Origin of the sequence: Pseudactinotalea sp. HY160 (genome assembly GCF_009372055.1) — a bacterium.
Classification (GTDB): Bacteria; Actinomycetota; Actinomycetes; order Actinomycetales; family Beutenbergiaceae; genus HY158.
In genome coordinates this window covers 40919-58313 of sequence record NZ_WHMT01000005.1, presented here as the reverse complement: position 1 = coordinate 58313, position 17395 = coordinate 40919, and the positions used below count along the sequence as shown (strand labels likewise).

The window sequence follows — 17395 nt, the reverse complement described above, 5'->3', positions numbered from 1 at the left end:
TCGGTCGCCAGGTCTCGGGCCACGCGCCCCGCCCGCCGCCGCCGTATCGCTCGACGCCCCAGACCTCACTCGTTACCGAATCGAGACCGCAGCTCAGCCCCCAGCTAGTGACATCGGCCGCCATGCGGGCTTACGATGTTAGCGCGCACATTGGCCGCGGGGCCATGACCAACCCAGGTGGTCGACCCCTCGTAGGCGGGCATCGACGGCCCTGCGGCCTTGCTACGGCAGGCAATCTCTCAAGGAGGAGTACATGCGTATCAACAGACTTGTGGCGGCCACCGCCGGGTTGGGACTAGCCCTGACCCTGGCCGCGTGTGGCGGTCAGGGTGCGGGCGGCGTCGATGACGCACCCGGCGGCGACAGCGCCGATGCCGATCCGTCGGATCAGACCATCGGTGTCGCCATGCCCACCCAGACCTCGGAACGATGGATCGCCGACGGGGAGGCAGTCAAGAGCCAGCTCGAGGAGAAGGGCTACACCGTCGACCTGCAGTTCGCGAACGACGACATCCCCACGCAGAGTCAGCAGATCGACCAGATGATCACGCAGGGTGTCGACCTGCTCATCATCGCGTCGATCGACGGCACCGCGCTGTCGAGTCAGCTCGAGTCGGCCGCTGCCAAGGACATCCCGGTCATCGCGTACGACCGCCTCATCAACGGCAGCGACCACGTGGAGTTCTACGTCACGTTCGATAACTACAACGTCGGCGTCCAACAGGCCACCTCGCTGCTCGTCGGCCTCGGCTTCCTCGAGGAGGATGGCACCGAGGCGGCCGACGCGCCCACGAGCCCGCAGAACATCGAGGTGTTCGCCGGCTCCCCGGACGACAACAACGCCGGATTCTTCTTCGACGGAGCCATGGAGACCCTCGCGCCGTACCTCGAGGACGGACGGATCGTCGTGCCCTCGGGCCAGACGGACTTCGACACGGTCGCGACGCTCCGCTGGAGCCAGGAGGCGGCACAGACCCGCATGGAGGACCTACTCACCTCGACCTACTCGGGCGGTGAGGAACTCGACGGCGTGCTGTCTCCCTTCGATGGAATCTCCCGTGGCGTGATCACGGCACTCCAGGGCGCCGGGCACGGTCCGAGCCTCGAGGAGGGTCTGCCGATCGTCAGCGGGCAGGACGCGGAGATCGCCTCGGTCAGCCTCATCGACCAGGGGGTCCAGTTCGCCACGATCTTCAAGGACACCCGTAAGCTGGCGAGCCAGGCGGTGACCGCCGCCACGTCGTTCCTCGAGGGGGACGAGCCGGAGGCCAACGACACCGAGACGTACGACAACGGCGTCAAGATCGTTCCGTCCTATCTGCTCGAGTCGGACATCGTGTACAAGGAGAACATCTCCGAGCTGCTGATCGATTCCGGCTACTACACCCAGGAGCAGGTCGACACCGGCCAGTGAGCCACCGCTGGGATGGGCCGCGCCCGAACGAGAGGCGCGGCCCATCCCCTCAAATTTGGAGGACGTCGCTCGTCATGACCGAGAACATCCTGGAGATGCACGACATCACGAAGACCTTCCCCGGCGTCAAGGCACTCACGGACGTCACCATCGAGATCGGCCGCGGCGAGATCCACGCGATCTGCGGTGAGAATGGCGCGGGCAAGTCGACCCTCATGAAGGTGCTCTCCGGCGTCTACCCGTACGGCAGCTACACCGGTCACATCCGCTTCAACGACGATGAGGTTCGCTTCGCCTCGATCAACGACAGCGAGGCCCACGGTATCGTCATCATTCATCAGGAACTGGCCCTCATACCCGAGCTGTCCATCGCCGAGAACATCTTCCTCGGTAACGAGGTCCGCGGCCGGCTGGGAATGATCGATTGGCACGAGACCCGCTCCCGGGCCGCAGAGCTGATGCGACAGGTCGGCCTGGCAGAACAGCCGACAACACGCGTCGGCCAACTCGGTGTCGGTAAGCAGCAACTGGTGGAGATCGCCAAGGCACTGTCGAAGAACGTGTCACTCCTCATCCTCGACGAGCCCACGGCCGCCCTGAACGACAACGACTCCGAACATCTTCTCAATCTACTACGCGAGCTCAACGAGCGTGGCATCACGTGCATCATCATCTCGCACAAGCTCAATGAGATCGCGGCGATATCTCACCGCACGACCATCATTCGCGATGGCAGGACGATCGAGACCATCGACATGGCCGATGCCGATGCGACGCAGGAACGTATCATCCGGAGCATGGTCGGCCGAGACCTCGAGCATCGCTACCCCCAGCGCGTGCCGGAGATCGGTGCGGAAGTGCTCCGGGTGGAGGATTGGACCGTCTACCATCCGAGCCAGGTGGGCCGGAAGGTCGTCGATCGGGCGAGCTTCGACGTACGCGCGGGCGAAGTGGTCGGAATCGCCGGCCTCATGGGCGCGGGCCGCACCGAGCTCGCCATGAGCCTCTTCGGCCAGAGCTATGGACGTGACATCTCCGGCCGCGTGTATCTCGACGGTGAGGAGATCCGCATGCGTACGGTCTCCGAAGCGATCGCTCACGGCGTCGCCTATGTGACCGAAGACCGTAAGCAGTATGGGCTCAACCTCATCGACAACGTCCGCCGCAACGTGTCGGCGGCCGGCCTGCGGCGGTTGACCCGGCGTGGCTGGGTCAACGCCCATGAGGAACTCCGCGTGGCCGAGGAGTACCGAACCAATCTGAACATCAAGACACCGAATGTCATGACCATCACCGGAAACCTCTCCGGTGGGAACCAGCAGAAGGTCGTCCTGTCCAAGTGGCTCTACACCGAGCCCGAGGTGCTCATCCTCGATGAGCCGACACGCGGGATCGACGTCGGCGCCAAGTACGAGATCTACACGATCATCAACCGCATGGTCGCGGCCGGAAAAGCAGTCGTCATCATCTCCTCCGAACTCCCAGAGATTCTCGGAGTATGTGATCGTATCTTCACATTGTCCGACGGACGGATGACAGGACAACTGCCGCGAGCAGAAGCAACCCAGGAGAATCTCATGGAGCTCATGACCAGGGAGAAGGTACAAGCAGCATGACCGGAATCGCGAACCTCCGAGTGCTCTGGTCGAGCAATCTGCGACAGAGCGGAATCCTCATCGCCCTCGCGGTGATCGTCATGTTCTTCTCGGTGTTCAATCCGAACTTCCTCAGCCCCGGCAACCTGACGAACATCGTCCTGCAGTACTCCTACATCCTCATCCTCGCGATCGGCATGATGATCGTGATCGTCGGTGGCCATATCGACCTGTCCGTCGGCTCCCTCCTCGCCCTCACGGGCGCGGTCTCGGCCGTGGTCGTCATCAAGCACGGGGCCCCGTGGTGGGTGGGTGTGCTCGCCGCGCTCGCGGTCGGACTCCTCGCCGGTGTCTGGCAGGGGTTCTGGGTCGCCTACGTCGGAATCCCGGCGTTCATCGTCACGCTCGCCGGCATGCTCCTCTTCCGGGGCCTGACGTACCAGGTGCTCAACAATGTCTCGCTGTCACCCTTCGGCGGCCCGTACTACGAGATCGCCAACGGATTCTTCAACGGGCTGTTGGGTGGCTACGGCTTCGACGTCTTCACGCTCGTCATCTTCGCCTTCGCGGTCGTCGGGTACGTCGTCATACAGATTCGGGATCGTCGGGCGACTCTCCGATTCAACCAGGCGGTCGCCGCCTTCCCGCTGTTCCTGCTCAAGCTCGTCGCGGTTGCGGCCATCGTCATGGCCTTCGCGTACCAGCTCTCCCGGAGCCGCGGTCTTCCCTACGTGCTCATCATTCTCGCGGTCCTCATCATCGTGTACTCGATCGTCATGCAGCGCACGACGTTCGGCCGGCATGTCTACGCGATCGGGGGCAACCTTCCGGCCGCCCTGCTCTCGGGTGTCAAGGTCAAGCGCGACAACTTCCTCATCATGGTCAACATGGGGCTGCTCTCCGGCGTCGCCGGGGTCGTCTACTCGTCCCGCATGAACGGTGCCCAACCGGGCGCGGGGAACATGTTCGAGCTCGACGCCATCGCGGCGTGCTTCATCGGTGGCGCAGCGATCACCGGTGGGATCGGCCGGATCACCGGAGCCATGATCGGTGGCCTCATCATGGCCGTCATGAGTAACGGCATGCAGCTCATGGGTCTGCCTTCGTCCACTCAGCAGGTGGTCAAGGGACTCGTGCTTCTTCTGGCGGTCGCGTTCGACGTCTACAACAAGCGTCGCGCGGGTGGACGCTGACGATTCCGCGCGGATCCAAGGCGTGCGGCCGGCCTCGATGGGCCGGCCGCACGCGCTGGTGCGTGGGCAGGAACGCCCGGCTCCTCAGTGCCCGAAGGCCTCGGCGAGCCACCAGGACGGCTCGGAGGTGACCTTCGCGTCGATGACGAGCGCACGCTCCCGGGGCCCATCGAGCCAGGCGCGCACGGGGTCCAGGTCCCCGGGCCGGCGCACGGTCACGCCCTCGAGGCCGTAGCCGCGGGCGATCGCCGCGATGTCGGTGGGCGGGAACGTGACCGTGTCGAGGTCCTCGCCCGCGAAGTGGTGGACCTCGGCCCCGTAGGCGTCGTCGTTGTAGACGATCACGAGCATCGGCAGGCCGAGCCGGCGGAGCGTCTCGAACTCCGCGGCGGCCATGAGGGCTCCCCCGTCGCCGAGGGCCGCGATCGGTAGCCGGTCCGGCTGGGCGAGGGCGGCGCCGATCGCGGTCGCCAGCCCGAGGCCGATCGATTGGAACGCCTGGGTGAAGCACAGGCCCCGCTCGTCAGGCACCCGCAGGAACGCGCTCGGGTAGCCCATGAAGTTGCCCGAGTCCACGCCGATCACCCGCTCGAGGGGCAGCAGTTCGTCGAGCGCCAGCGTCAGGGTGCGGGGATCGATCCGCTCGGCCGTGGAGGCGTCGTCGAACGGCGTGTGCCGCCAGCCGATCCCGGCCGCGAGCCGGCGGGCGACCTCGCCGGTGCGGTAGCCCGCACGCGGCCCGATCCGGCCGAGCAGGGCGCGTGCCACGGCGCTCACGTCGCCGACCACGGGCACGTCGATCTCCCGGTGGGCGCCGAGCGCGCCCGTCGTGTCGTCGACCTGGGCCACGGTGGCTCGATCGCCGATGAGCCGGCCGTGCCGCATCGTCCACATGTTCAGGGCGCATCCCCAGCCCACGATGAGGTCGGCGCCGCGGATGAGCTCGGCCGCGCCGGGGCTGGAGAACCCGCCGGAGATGCCCAGGTCCCACGGGTCGCCGTGGAAGAGCCCGGCAGCGACGGCGGAGGTCGCCACGAGCGCGCCACTCGCCTCGGCGAGGTCGAGCAGAGCCTCCCGCGCCCCCGGCGCGCGCCCGCCCCGCCCGGCCACGAACACCGGCCGCTTCGCCGCCCCGATCGCCGCGGCCAGCGCGGCCAGCGCGGCCAGGTCGGCCTCGCCCGGTTCGACGGCGCCCGCCCCCGCCGCGGCGAACCCACCCGGACGGTGGGCCGATGCACCCGCGGGAGCGACGTCGTCCAGAAGCGGAAGCGGCAACTGGAGCACGATCGTGCGGCGGCCCTCCCGCGCCCGGGCGACGACACGGGCCGCATCCCGGGCGGCCGCGCCCGGGTCGGTGAGCGTGACCGACTCCGCCCCGACGGCGGCGGCGATCGCCCCCTGGTCGATGGCGAAATTGGAGGAGGGCGCGGTGGCGAGCGGGGCGAGCACGACGAGCGGGGTGCGGGACTTGGCGGCCTCCGCGATGCCCGTGATCGCGTTCGTGTAACCGCACCCCTGGTGCACGCTCACCGCGGTGACCGCACCGCTCGTGCGGGCATAGGCGTCGGCCATCGTGGCGGCCCCGCCCTCATGCCGGGCCGCGGTGAACGTCGCCCCGGCCGCGATCATCGCGTTCGTCAGGTGGAAGTTGCCCGATCCGACGACGCCGAAGACGTGGCGAATGCCCGCGTCCACGAGCGCGCGCCCGATCGCGCCTGCGCACGTGTCGGCCGTCACCGTTCGACGAGCGCGAGCACCCGCACGGGCGACCCGCTTCCGGAGACGATCCTCAGCGGCGAGGCGAGCACGACCGCCCCGGTGGGCGGGAGTCGGTCGAGGTTCTGCAGCTGCGCGAGCCCGTACTTGCCCGCGCCCATGAAGTGGTCGTGGCAGGGGAACAGCGGGTCGAAGCCGGCCGCGGCGCCCGCGTCGGTTCCGACGGTCTCCACGCCGAGGCCCTGCAGCGGCGTCTCCTGGGCCACCCATTGGGCGCATTCGGCCGAGAGCCCCGGGCTCGCCGGTTCGCCGTCGATGCGGTTGATCATGTCGGCCTGCCCCGCGCGCGCCGACCAGCCGGTGCGGCACAGGAGCCAGCCGCCGGCCGGCAGCGGGCCGTGCTCGGCCATGAACGCCTCGACGTGGTGGCGCTCGATGAGGAAGTTCGGGTCGGCGGCCACGTCCGCGGTCACGTCGAGCACGACGGCCGGGGCCACGAAGCTCGACACCGGCACCGCGGAGATGTCCGCCAGGTCGCGGCCGCTGGCCCAGTGGTTCGGCGCGTCGAAGTGGGTGCCGGTGTGCTCGCCGGTGCGGAAGTTGTTCCAATACCAGGCGGGGCCGCGGTCGTCGTAGCGGGAGATCTCCTCGAGCTCGAATCGGGCCGTCTGGCCGAAGATCTCGGGGAGCTCGAGGATCGGGGTCTCGCTGCTCAACGGGGCGGTGAGGTCGACGACTTCGATGCGGCCCTCGCGCAGGTCGGTCACGAGCTGGGTCAACACGGACACGGGTGGTCTCCTTCGACTGGGTTCCTGCCGCGATTCTGGCACAGCCCCGCCGGGGAGGGCGCACCCCGGCCGGGCGAGGAGTCGCCTGCCCGCCGGCCCCAACGGGAAGTCCAACGCGGAACCCAGCCGTTCCGCTAGGGTCACCCGGCCGCGGAATTCCTAGGTTGGCGCCATGCTCGAACGTCACTCATCCACCGGCCGCCGCGCCGGCATCATCATTCTCCTGGCCGCCCTCGCCGCCACCCTCGGCCTCTGGTCCCCCGCCGGGCCCGCCCGGGCGGACACCGGCTTCGATCCCGGATACCCCGCCATGGGCACCCACGAGGAGGCCGTCCGCGGCTACGGCATCCAGACACCCGCGGGCCGCGAGGGCACGACCCTCTTCGCCCTCCACTCCGACGACGACGGCACGCCGGACCTGTTCGCCTACTGCGTCGAGTTCACGGTCGGAGCCCACTACGAGATCGGCCTGGAGATCGGCGGCTGGGACGACTTCCCCGGCAACAACAACTTCCGAACCGACGAGCGGGTGCGCGAACACGTCGCCTGGATCGTCCACGGCACCTATCCGCAGATCACCCTGGCCGAGCTCGCCGACCGATCCGGCATCGAGGGCCTGACCGAGAAGGAGGCGATCACCGGATCGCAGGCCGCGATCTGGTCCTATACCGACGCCGCGCCCGCGGAGGCGCGATTCGCCTACGAGGGCCTGCGGGAGGGCACCGGCGCCACCGACACCACCTCGCCCGCGGCCCTGCGGGTGCAGGACCTCGTGGATTACCTCACCGGCGAGGCGAACACCGGACGGGCCGAATCGGAGGGACCCGAGCTGAGCGTCGCACCGCCCCGGGCGACCGGCCGGGCCGGCACCCTCGTCGGCCCGATCGTCTTCGACTCCTCCGAGCCCACGGTGGTCGCCACCGTCGCCGGCCCCTACCCGCTCGTGCTCGCCGACGGCACGCCCGTCGACGTGTCCGCCGCCCCGACCGGCGTCGACCTCTTCCTCGACGTGCCCGCCGCCGCCCCCGCGGGCGACGTGAGCATCACGGCGACCGTGACCGGGCCCGAGCGCACCGGCGTGCTGGTCACGAACACGAAGCCCCGCACCCAGTCCCTCATGATCGCCCGAAGCGAGCAGGTGGAGGTGACCGCGACGGCCACCGTCGAGTGGGAGGCCGTCCCGCGGATCGGCACGACCGCGGTGAACGGGGAGGACGGCGGCAGGTTCCTGCCCGAGTCCGGCCCGGCCACGATCGTCGACACCGTGGACTACGACGGCCTCGTGCCGGGCACCGAGTACACGATCGAGGGCGAGCTCATGACCCGCGGTGAGGCCGGCGGCACGCCCACCGGCCTCACCGCCACCGCCACCTTCACCCCCGAGACCCCGACCGGCAGCGTCGATCTCACCTTCGAGATTCCCGCCGGCGCCCTGACCGGCGAGGTCATCGTGGTCTTCGAGCACCTCTACCGCGACGGCGTTCCCGTCGCCGCGCACGCCGACATCGACGACGAGAACCAGACCGTCTACCGGCCCGCGATCGACACCTACGCCTACAACCTGGCCACGGGTGAGAAGCTGCTCGATCCGGACGGCTCCACGCTCAGGGACGACGTCTCCTACTCCGGTCTCGTCGTGGGCGAGTCGTATGTGGTCACCGGCGAGGTGAGGGATCACGCCACGGGCGAGTCGACCGGCCTCACCTCCGAGACCTCCTTCGTGGCCGAGAGCTCCGCCGGGATCGTCCACGTCGACTTCGACGTTCCCGCCGGCTACGCCGATGCGACCCTCGTCGTGTTCGAGCGGCTGTACCTCGAGCGTTCCCGCACGGCGATGCTCGCCGGCGGTGCGCGCACGATGGCGGTGCCCACCGAGGTGACCATCGAGGACCGCAGGCTGCTGGCCACGCACGAGGACCTCGACGACGAGCGCCAGACGGTCGTGGTCGGCCCCAAGCCGACCCCCGAGCCGACCCCGCCCCCGACCCCCGAGCCGACCGAACCGACTGAGCCGACTGAGCCCACCCCTGAGCCGACCGGCCCGGCGTCTTCGGGCTCGTCGGAACCGCTCCCGCAGACCGGGGCGGGATCGTCCGGCGCGGCGCTGTGGCTCACGGCCGGGCTGCTCCTGGGCGGTGGCCTGCTCCTGTCCGTCCGCCGGATCCGCGCGAACGGCTGATCCCGCCCCCGCGGCCCCGGAGTGCCCTGCTCAGGCAGGGTCTCCGGGGCCGTGGAGTACCCGGGCGACCTGGGCGCGGGAGGAGAGGTGGAGCTTGCGCAGCACGTTCGAGACGTGGAATCGGACCGTGGCCTCGGAGACGACGAGCAGGACCGCGATCTCCTGGTTGGACCGGCCCTGCGCCAGGTGGCCGGCGATCTCGTGCTCACGGCGGGTCAGGTCCGCGACGAGGCGGGAGCGCGCTATGCGGTCCCCGTCCGCGAGGGACTCGAGCGCCGCCCGCACCCGGGGCAGGTACGCGCCGGCCCCGAGGCGCTCGAGGATCGCCCGGGCGCTGTCCCACGCGCGCCGGGCCCCGCTCGCATCGCCCTGCCCGGCGAGCAGGTGCCCGTAGTCGATATACGTCAGCGCCGCCGGCAGCGGGTAGTCGCGGGTGGCGACCGCGTCCTCGTACATGGCGCGGGCCGCGCCGGCGTCGTGATGCTCGGCCAGCCGGGCCCGCAGCCACGCGAGGGTGCCCCAGTATTCGAGCCACGTCCCCGCCGCACGGCGCCGCTCCAGCTCGCCGATGAGCTCCGCCGCCGCCACGTGGTCGCCGAGGTCGAGGAGCGCGTGGGCCCGATACGTGAGGAACCCGTACTGGGTGTTGACGATGCCGCCCACCCGGTCCGGGGAGGTCAGGGCGAGGATCTCGGCCGGGTCCCCGAGCGCCCGGGCCGCCTCGCACCCGGCGAGCACGGGCAGGTCGCGCCCGTAGCCCTCCCAGGCGATGTCGTCGATGACGCGGGCCTGCGCGAGCAGATGGGCGGTCTCCTCCCCGCGGATCGCGGCCACGATCGCGGCCATCGCCGCCGCGACCGGGCGGGTCTCGACGTCGAGGACGTCGTAGGACAGGTCGACGATCACCGCGAGCACGTCGGTGGCCGCGGCGAGGTCGCCCTGGCGGATCATGCAGTCGGCGAGGATGATGCGCACGGTTCCCGCGGCCCAGGCCTTGCTCACCCGGTTGGACAGGTCCGTGGCCTCCTCGGCGAGGTCCCGCGCCCGCCCGAGCCTGCCCAGCGCCACCTCGTTGCCGGCGAGGGCCACGGTCACGTCGACCCGCAGCGATCCCTCCGGCATCGCGCGCCGGGCCCGTTCGACCTCGGGCAGCCGGGAGGCGAGCGCGCGCAGGTCGCCGCCCAGCTGCAACTGCACGAGTTCGTAGGCGTCGAGCAGCACGAGGTATTCGCGGGGAGCGACCATCCACGCCAACCGCTCGTCGCTCAGGGCCTCGGGGGTCGCCGGCACGAGGGAGAAGAAGTGCCGGGCGGCGGCGATGAGGCCGGGCACCGGGGAGCGGTCGGCGGTGCGCATGGTCATGATCACCAGGACGAAGGAGAGGAAGGCCTGGATGGTGAGCTCGTCGGGATCCTCGCTCGGCGCGAGCATGGCCGCGGTCCGCTCGTGCGGGAATGGTTGGTCGGTGCGGTGCGCACCGATCATGACGACGATGAACTCGCGCAGGAGGCTGCGCGGCAGGTCCTCGAGTTCCGGCAGCAGGTCGAGCACCTCGTAGCCGCTGTTGTTGCGGAGGTGGACGAGGGCCAGGTCGACGAGCAGGTCGTGGCGGACGGCGGCGTCCGTGGCCAGGTCGAGGGCCGCGCGCAGCACCCGGGAGGCGTTGGCGTAGCTCGCTCGGGCGACGGCCCGTCGCACATAGTCCGTGACCTGCCCGCGCAGCTGCGCGGTCCACTCCTCGGCTCCGCGCAGCGCGTGCATGACGGATCGGTAGCCGTCCGTCACGTCCGCCAGCACCCGTGAGACCGCCCGGGAGCGCTCGTGGTCGACGGTCTGGGCGATGGCGTGGCCGATGAGGTCGTGGGCGGGGATGATCGTCGCACCGAAGCCGGACTCGGAGAGCACCCCGGCTCCGATCGCCTCCTCCACGTGCACGCCCTCGCCCAGTCGCCGGGCCGCGCGCGCCAGGGTCGCCCGGGAGATCTCGTGCCCGGCGAGGCAGACGAGCTCCGCCGTGGCGCGGGCCGGGGCGCTCATCCGCTCGTGCCGGTGCAGCAACGGGTTGTCCACGGCGCCCACCCGGCGGATCGGGATGTTCCAGGCGAGGTGCAGCTGGGAGATCTCCGCGCGCGTGAGCCGGCCGAAGATCGAGTCGATCGCCAGGAACGAGCCGCCCGTGCTCAACCGCAGCTGCTCGGCGTTGCGGGCGGCGATCCCCACGCCGAACTGCTCGACCGCCAGCGCCTGGATCTGCGGGGCGGTGAGCGGCTCCGCGCGATAGTGGAGGTCGTGGTGGCTGCCCGAGGTCAGTCCGTGCAGATAGTCGCCGAAGCCGCCGGGCTCGTGGGGCGTGCGGACCCCGATCGCGACGAGGACACGGCGGTTGACGCGGGGAAGGACGTAGCGCAGGACCCGCACGGACTCCGGGTCGACCCACTGGGCGTCGTCCACGACGATGACCCGGCCCGGCGCCCCGTGCGGTGCCAGGATCGCGCGCAGGCAGGCCTGCGCGACCGGCACGGTCTGGGTGGTGGCGTCGGGCACGAGGTCCCCGTCGGTGGGCAGCCCGCTCGCCAACAGCCGCCCGATGAACGCGTACGGTTCGGCCCGCTCGACCTCGTCGGCGGTGACATACGTGACCGGCCACCGGTCGGCCTCGAACGCCTGCCGCGCGAGCTCACGCAGGATCGTCGTCTTCCCCATCCCGGCGAGGCCGTCGACGAGCAGGGTCAGCCCGCCGCGGTCGTAGGCCCGGTCGAGGCAGGCCGAGATGTCGTGTCGCCGCTGCGTGGCGGGCGAAGTCGGTCGTCTATGCACCACGGCGTGAGGTTATCAGCGCGGCCCCGTAGCCTCGGGAACCGGCGGAGGGGACACTGGTTCCAGAGGGAGGACCGCATGCCCGCCGCCGCCACGACCGCCGTCGCGGGCCGGTCCCTGCGCCTGACGAACCTCGACAAGGTGCTCTACCCCGCCACGGGCACCACCAAGGGCGACGTGATCGACTACTACGTGGCGATCGCCCCGGCGCTCATCGGGCTCGCGGCCGGGCGACCGGTCACCCGGAAGCGCTGGGTCGAGGGCGTGGGCACGGCGGCCGAGCCCGCACCCGGGTTCTTCCGCAAGGATCTCGAGCCGGACGCCCCCGTGTGGGTGCCCCGGGTGACCTACCGTCACAAGGAGCGCACGAACACCTACCCGCTCGCGACCGAGGCGGCGGTGCTCGCCTGGTTCGGCCAGCTCGCCGCCCTCGAGCTGCACGTGCCGCAGTGGCGCGTCGATGCGGGCGGCCGGCGCTCCAACCACGACCGGCTCGTGCTCGACCTCGATCCCGGGCCCGGTGCCGGCCTCGCCGAATGCGCCGAGGTCGCGCGGCTGTGCCGGGAGGTCCTCGAGGGCATGGGCCTGACCGCCGTTCCGGTGACCTCCGGCTCGACGGGCATCCACCTGTACGCCCGGCTCGACGGGTCGACCACCTCGGAGCACGCGTCGGCGGTCGCGAAGGAGCTCGCCCGGGCGATCGAGGCCGACCGTCCGGATCTGGCGGTCTCGACCATGCGCAAGGACCTGCGCGGCGGCAAGGTGCTCATCGACTGGTCCCAGAACAACGCGGCGAAGACAACCATCTGCCCGTACTCCCTGCGGGGCCGGCCCCGGCCGACCGTCGCCGCGCCGCGCACGTGGGAGGAGATCGACGACCCGAGGCTCGCGCAGCTGCAGTACCGGCAGGTGCTCGAGCGGGTGGCCGCCGGCATCGACCCGATGTCGCCGTTCGGCCTGCGCTCGAGCGTGGCCGACGACCGGCTCGCCACGTACCGTTCGATGCGCGATCCGGCCAGGACGCCCGAGCCGGTGCCGGCCGACCCGCCGCAGTTGCGCACCGGGGAGAAGATCTTCGTGATCCAGGAGCACCACGCGTCCCGGCTGCACTGGGATGTCCGGCTCGAACGCGACGGCGTGCTCGCCAGTTGGGCCGTGCCCAAGGGCCCGCCGCTGGAGACGGGCTCGAACCGGCTCGCGGTCCGCGTCGAGGACCACCCGCTGTCCTATGCCACGTTCTCGGGCACGATCCCCACGGGCGAGTACGGCGCCGGCACCGTGCAGATCTGGGATTCGGGCACCTACACCGCCGAGAAGTGGCGCGAGGGCGAGGAGGTGATCGTCGTACTCCACCCCGCCGCCTCCGACTCCCCCGGCTCGCCCGACTCCCCCGGCTCCTCCGACGGCACCGGCGGCCTCGGCGGTCTCGATCGCCGGTACGCCCTCATCCACACCGGCGGAAAGCCCGAGGACGAGCAGAACTGGCTGTTGCACCTGATGAAGGAGCAGCCCGAGCGAACGCGTGCGGGGGGTGCGGACGGCGCGGCGCAACGGCTGATGCGCGAGGCGGGGACGGCGTCGTCCGTAGGCTCGCCGCAGGCGGATACGACGGGCAGCGCGCACCCGCTCACCCGGTCGACGCTCCCCGCCCCCATGCTCGCCACCGCCGGCTCGGCCGCGGACCTCGACCGGGAGGCCGGGTGGAGGATGGAGATGAAGTGGGACGGCGTGCGCGCGATCGCGTTCACGAGCGCCTCGGGCGAGGTGACGCTCCTCTCCCGCAACGGCACCGACCTCACCCCTGCGTATCCCGAACTCGCCGAGCTGGCCGACCTCGCCCCGCCTCGCTCGGTGCTCGACGGCGAGATCGTCGCGCTGAACGGCCACGGCGCCCCGGACTTCGGGGTGCTGCAGCGGCGGATGAACCTGTCGACGCCGGCGAGGGTCGAGGCGGAACGCGAGCGGACTCCGGTGCACTTCATGGTGTTCGACGCCCTGCAGCTGCGGGCCGCCGACGGTGAGCCCCGGCGGCTGCTGCGCGCGCCCTACGCGGAGCGCCGCGCCGAACTCGAGGCGCAGGTGGGCGAGGGCGAGTTCGTGCACGTGCCGCCGGTGCACGGCGACGATCTCGAGGCGGCGATGCGCACGTCGCGCGAACTCCGGCTCGAGGGGGTGCTCGCCAAGCGCGACGACTCGCACTACACCTCGGGGCGGCGCACGCGGGACTGGATCAAGATCAAGCACGAGCGCCATCAGGAGGTCGTGGTGATCGGCTGGCGGCCGCGGGCGGAGAACGCCGAGGAGCTCGCCTCGCTCCTGCTCGCCGTGCCCGAGGACGGCCGGCTGCGCTACGCCGGCCGGGTCGGCACGGGGCTGCGCCAGGCGGATCGCGCCGACATCCCGCGAGCGTTGCACTCGCTCGAGCGCAAGACACCGCCGGCGGGCGACATCCCGGCCGCGATCGCCCGCGATGCGCGGTGGGTGCGGCCGACCCGGGTGGGCGAGGTGCGCCATGCGGGCCCGACCCGGGCCGGCGTGCTGCGGCAGCCGGTCTGGCGCGGGTGGCGGCCGGAGGTGTCCGCCGAGGAGGTGCGGTGGGAGGCCTGAGCCGGCTCGGTCGTCAATCCGATTCCGGCGGGTACCACAGCCGCGTGCCCTCGCGGCGGGCGAACGGGGTGAGCTCGTGCGGGCGGGCCGAGTTCGGGCCGATGACGTCGGTCACGGCGATTCCGCGCACGAGCAGGGCGTCGGCGATCATCCGGCGGTGGCAGCGCCACGGCACCGCCTCGGAGCACATGACCGCGACCGGTTCGCGCTGCGCCGCCTGCGCGAGCCGGTCCGCGGCCGCATGGAACTCATCGGTCTGCATGTGGTCGGCGTAGGCGCGAAAACTCGCGTTCTCCCAGCCGCCGTTGATGCTCGGCGTGCCCGCGGGGGTGCGCCGGCGGCCGGTGAGCGCGCCCTGGTGCGTGTAGACGACGCCGCTCGCCTCGAGCGCGGCGCGCAGGTTCTCCTGGTCGAACCAGGGGTAGCGGCGGGAGCCGGGGAGGCGGCGCACGTCCACGAGGTGGGTGATGCCGTGCTCGCCCAGCAGCGCGAGGAACTCCTCGGCCGTGCGGTTCGAGTGCCCGATCGTGGCGGCGGTCATCCCGTCCACGGTAGCGCGGGTCGTCAGGCGACCGGGCCGATGCGCTCGAGCACCTCCTGGCGCAGCTTCGAGCGGGCCAGGTGCGCGGCACCGGTGAGCACGGGGCGGTCGGTCAGTGCGCCGAGCACGACCGGAACCGGGCGCATGGCCTGGTCCGCGACCGCGCCGGCGACCCGGTCGGCGAGCACCTGGCCGCCGGCCGCCGCATAGCTCCCGGACAGCACGACCACCTCCGGGTCGAGCACGGCGATGAGGGCGGAGATGCCGGTGGCGTAGCGGCGCGCGAGTTCGGTGAGGAACTCCTCGCCATGGGTGCCCGGGGCGGCGGCGGCCGCGGCGATCATGCCCGCCGGGTCCCCGGCGAGGCCGCACGCTCGGCCCAGTTCGGTCAGGGCGGCCCCGCCGGCCACGACCTGGAATCCGCCGCGGGGCTCCCGGGGGCTCGTGTGCGGTCCGCCCGCCACCGGCAGGTAGGCCAGTTCCCCCGCGCTGCCCGTGGCGCCGCGGTGGATGTGCCCCCCGAGGACCGCCGCGGCCCCCACCCCGGCCTCGGCCCAGAACAACACCGACGTGGCGGCCTCGGCGGCGGCGCCCGTGCTGCTCTCGGCGAGGGCCACGAGCTTGACGTCGTTCTCGATCGTCACGCGGGCGGGCACGGCCGCGCTGATGCGTTCCCGCAGGCCGGGTTGTTCGAGCCCGCCGACGAGCTCGCTCAGGTGGTCGCCGTGCCGCACGAGGTCGGCGACCTCGTCGTAGGCACCGGAGACCCCGACCGCCATCGAATAGGTCGTCTGCGGCGAGATCGGCACCTCGGCCGTGAGCGTCGTGAAGATCTCGACGAGCACCTCGCCGGCCATCCGGCCCCCGGGGATGCTCGTGAGGTTCCCGAGCACGGAGCCGTCCCGGCCGTGGATGCTCGCGCGCACGATCTCGTTGGCCACGTCGACGGCGATCGCGTAGCCGGTCGTGGGGTCGAGCTCGAAGAGCTGGGCGGCCGGGCCGGGGCCGCCGGTGCGCGACCCGCCGGTGGTCACGAGGCCGAGGTCGGTGAGCCGCTGCAGGCTCTGGGCGGCGGTCGGCTTGGACAGCCCGCTCGCGGCCCCCAGCTCGGCCTTCGACAGCGTGCCGTGATCGAACAGCAGCCCGGCGGTCGTGCGATCGTTGAGCGACCGCAGCAGGCTCGGTGTACCGGCGATGCGCCCGTTGTCCATGATGTGCTCCCCTCCGCTCGGACCGTGCCGGGACTGGTCGCGGTGCCGCGACGACCTCGATCGCTCCGGCCCGTTCGTGCAGGCTATGGCACCATTGTCTCGCTCACTCGCAGGTCACGGCACCAGCGAGTCCGCGCCGGGTGCCGCGCCGGGCGATGCTCCCTCCGGGCTCGCGACGGCCGCCGCCGCGACGGCTCGGTCGGCCCGGTCGGCCCGGGCGCGCTCGGCCCGCAGGGCTCGCACGAGCCGGCGCCGGCGCCACCACCAGGTCGCCACCACGAGGGCGAGGATGCCCACCGCCGCCCACGGGACCGCCCAGATGGTCGCGGTGGCGCGTTCGTGCGGGACCGTCACGGGCACGGTGCCGGGCAGGTTGAGGCCGTCGACGTCGGCCACGGCGCTCAGGCGCCCCGGCGGGAACGTCGGTTCGAGGGTGAGTGATCCGGTCACGGATCCCCCCGGGAGCAGATCGGCGATCTCGATCGGCTCGGATCCGCCGACCCGCAGCCCGAAGGGGCCCTGGAGCGCGATCGTGGCCGAGCCGGCGAGGCGGACGTTGCCGGTATTCGTGATCTCGTAGTCGACCGTGGCGGGGCCACGCCGGAAGGGCCACAACGCCCCGCCGTAGCGGACCGACAGGTCGGTCACGGACAGCTGCGGCGTCAGGTCGCCGTTGACCCGGATGTAGACGCGGGTTCCCACGCGCTGGTCCACGGTGACGTTCGTGGCGTCGTTCGCGGCTCCGGAGGTGCGGGCGGCGAGGATCCCGGCCGCGTGGTCGCCGGGCATCGCGTTCGCGGGGATGTCGATCGTGATGGGCACGGTGGCCGCCTCCCCGGGCGCGAGCTCGACCTCGTCGACCGCGGGGGTGATCCAGGCTCCCAGCGCCACCGGCTCCTCCGCCGCGGGCAGCACGGTGAAGGTGCCGTCGCGGGTCGCCAGGGCATCGGTGGCATAGAGGTCGAGGGTGAGCGGCTCCTCCCCCAGGTTCGACACGAGCACCTCCTCGGTCACCGTCATGCCGGGCTCGACGGTGTAGTCGATCGTCGTGCGCGGTTCCCCCGAGAGGGACTCGCCCGGGCCGATCGACCACTGCACCCGGTCGCCCTCCTCGTCGGCGGCCGTGGCCGGTGCGGGCACCGCCACGACGGCGGCGATCACGGCAGCGACCGCGAGCAGGCCGAGGCGAGCAGCGGCGCGGGCGCGTTGTCGAAGCAGGGCCGGGAATCGGGGGTGTGCTGATGCCACGGTGATGTCCTTCCGGGAACGTGCCGCCTGCGCGGCCCCAGGGCATGGTGCCACGGGAGCGCCGTTCGGGGATGTCAGGAGCGCCG

General features: G+C 71.5%; 11 protein-coding genes. 5 read left to right on the top strand and 6 right to left on the bottom strand.

Annotated features, from left to right (window positions below; translation table 11 throughout):
* Window positions 1–253: 253 nt before the first annotated feature.
* From chvE to mmsB, 3 genes are all read left to right on the top strand, one after another.
* Window positions 254–1414 (top strand): multiple monosaccharide ABC transporter substrate-binding protein, encoded by a 1161-nt coding sequence (gene chvE / locus GCG21_RS06785; RefSeq protein ID WP_152818518.1) that lies wholly within the window; start codon window positions 254–256, stop codon window positions 1412–1414.
* Window positions 1415–1488: 74 nt separating this feature from the next.
* Complete coding sequence (gene mmsA, locus GCG21_RS06780) at window positions 1489–3030, top strand: multiple monosaccharide ABC transporter ATP-binding protein (protein WP_152818517.1); 1542 nt, start codon at window positions 1489–1491, stop codon at window positions 3028–3030.
* Window positions 3027–4202 (top strand): multiple monosaccharide ABC transporter permease, encoded by a 1176-nt coding sequence (mmsB, locus tag GCG21_RS06775; RefSeq protein ID WP_152818516.1) that lies wholly within the window; start codon window positions 3027–3029, stop codon window positions 4200–4202. The genes mmsA and mmsB overlap by 4 nt, the downstream gene beginning before the upstream one ends.
* Window positions 4203–4286: 84 nt before the next feature.
* Here the strand turns inward: mmsB and GCG21_RS06770 are convergent, their stop codons facing one another.
* Together GCG21_RS06770 and GCG21_RS06765 are read right to left on the bottom strand one after the other, a co-directional pair.
* Window positions 4287–5939 carry a thiamine pyrophosphate-binding protein gene (locus GCG21_RS06770; protein WP_370517359.1) on the bottom strand — a complete coding sequence of 551 codons (1653 nt, stop codon included), beginning with the start codon at window positions 5937–5939 and terminating at the stop codon, window positions 4287–4289.
* Entirely contained in the window at window positions 5936–6706 is a 771-nt protein-coding gene (locus GCG21_RS06765) for a cyclase family protein (RefSeq protein ID WP_370517358.1), read from the bottom strand. Before GCG21_RS06765 ends, GCG21_RS06770 begins: the two co-directional genes overlap by 4 nt.
* A gap of 172 nt (window positions 6707–6878) precedes the next feature.
* Here GCG21_RS06765 and GCG21_RS06760 point away from each other — a divergent pair, with 172 nt between their 5' ends.
* The gene (locus GCG21_RS06760; RefSeq protein ID WP_152818515.1) at window positions 6879–8885 is read left to right on the top strand and encodes a VaFE repeat-containing surface-anchored protein; all 2007 of its coding nucleotides are present in this window, start codon (window positions 6879–6881) and stop codon (window positions 8883–8885) included.
* Between the two features lie 30 nt (window positions 8886–8915).
* Here the strand turns inward: GCG21_RS06760 and GCG21_RS17225 are convergent, their stop codons facing one another.
* Complete coding sequence (locus tag GCG21_RS17225) at window positions 8916–11705, bottom strand: LuxR family transcriptional regulator (RefSeq protein WP_152818514.1); 2790 nt, start codon at window positions 11703–11705, stop codon at window positions 8916–8918.
* Between the two features lie 75 nt (window positions 11706–11780).
* Between GCG21_RS17225 and GCG21_RS06750 the strand changes: the two genes are divergently transcribed.
* Complete coding sequence (locus GCG21_RS06750) at window positions 11781–14309, top strand: ATP-dependent DNA ligase (protein WP_152818513.1); 2529 nt, start codon at window positions 11781–11783, stop codon at window positions 14307–14309.
* A gap of 13 nt (window positions 14310–14322) precedes the next feature.
* Here GCG21_RS06750 and GCG21_RS06745 read toward each other — a convergent pair whose 3' ends face one another.
* From GCG21_RS06745 to GCG21_RS06735, 3 genes are all read right to left on the bottom strand, one after another.
* Window positions 14323–14850 carry a DUF488 family protein gene (locus tag GCG21_RS06745; protein ID WP_152818512.1) on the bottom strand — a complete coding sequence of 176 codons (528 nt, stop codon included), beginning with the start codon at window positions 14848–14850 and terminating at the stop codon, window positions 14323–14325.
* Window positions 14851–14873: 23 nt separating this feature from the next.
* Window positions 14874–16061, bottom strand: coding sequence for an ROK family transcriptional regulator (locus tag GCG21_RS06740; RefSeq protein ID WP_152818511.1), 1188 nt, complete (start codon window positions 16059–16061; stop codon window positions 14874–14876).
* Window positions 16062–16175: 114 nt separating this feature from the next.
* Entirely contained in the window at window positions 16176–17309 is a 1134-nt protein-coding gene (locus GCG21_RS06735) for a WxL protein peptidoglycan domain-containing protein (protein ID WP_194164973.1), read from the bottom strand.
* Between the last annotated feature and the right edge of the window lie 86 nt (window positions 17310–17395).

Excerpts from the sequence above, each read along its gene's own strand:
- chvE (WP_152818518.1), top strand. The coding sequence starts at position 254 with ATGCGTATCAACAGACTTGTGGCGGCCACCGCCGGGTTGGGACTAGCC.
- mmsA (WP_152818517.1), top strand. The coding sequence starts at position 1,489 with ATGACCGAGAACATCCTGGAGATGCACGACATCACGAAGACCTTCCCC.
- mmsB (WP_152818516.1), top strand. The coding sequence starts at position 3,027 with ATGACCGGAATCGCGAACCTCCGAGTGCTCTGGTCGAGCAATCTGCGA.
- GCG21_RS06760 (WP_152818515.1), top strand. The coding sequence starts at position 6,879 with ATGCTCGAACGTCACTCATCCACCGGCCGCCGCGCCGGCATCATCATT.
- GCG21_RS06750 (WP_152818513.1), top strand. The coding sequence starts at position 11,781 with ATGCCCGCCGCCGCCACGACCGCCGTCGCGGGCCGGTCCCTGCGCCTG.
- GCG21_RS06745 (WP_152818512.1), bottom strand. The coding sequence starts at position 14,850 with ATGACCGCCGCCACGATCGGGCACTCGAACCGCACGGCCGAGGAGTTC.
- GCG21_RS06740 (WP_152818511.1), bottom strand. The coding sequence starts at position 16,061 with ATGGACAACGGGCGCATCGCCGGTACACCGAGCCTGCTGCGGTCGCTC.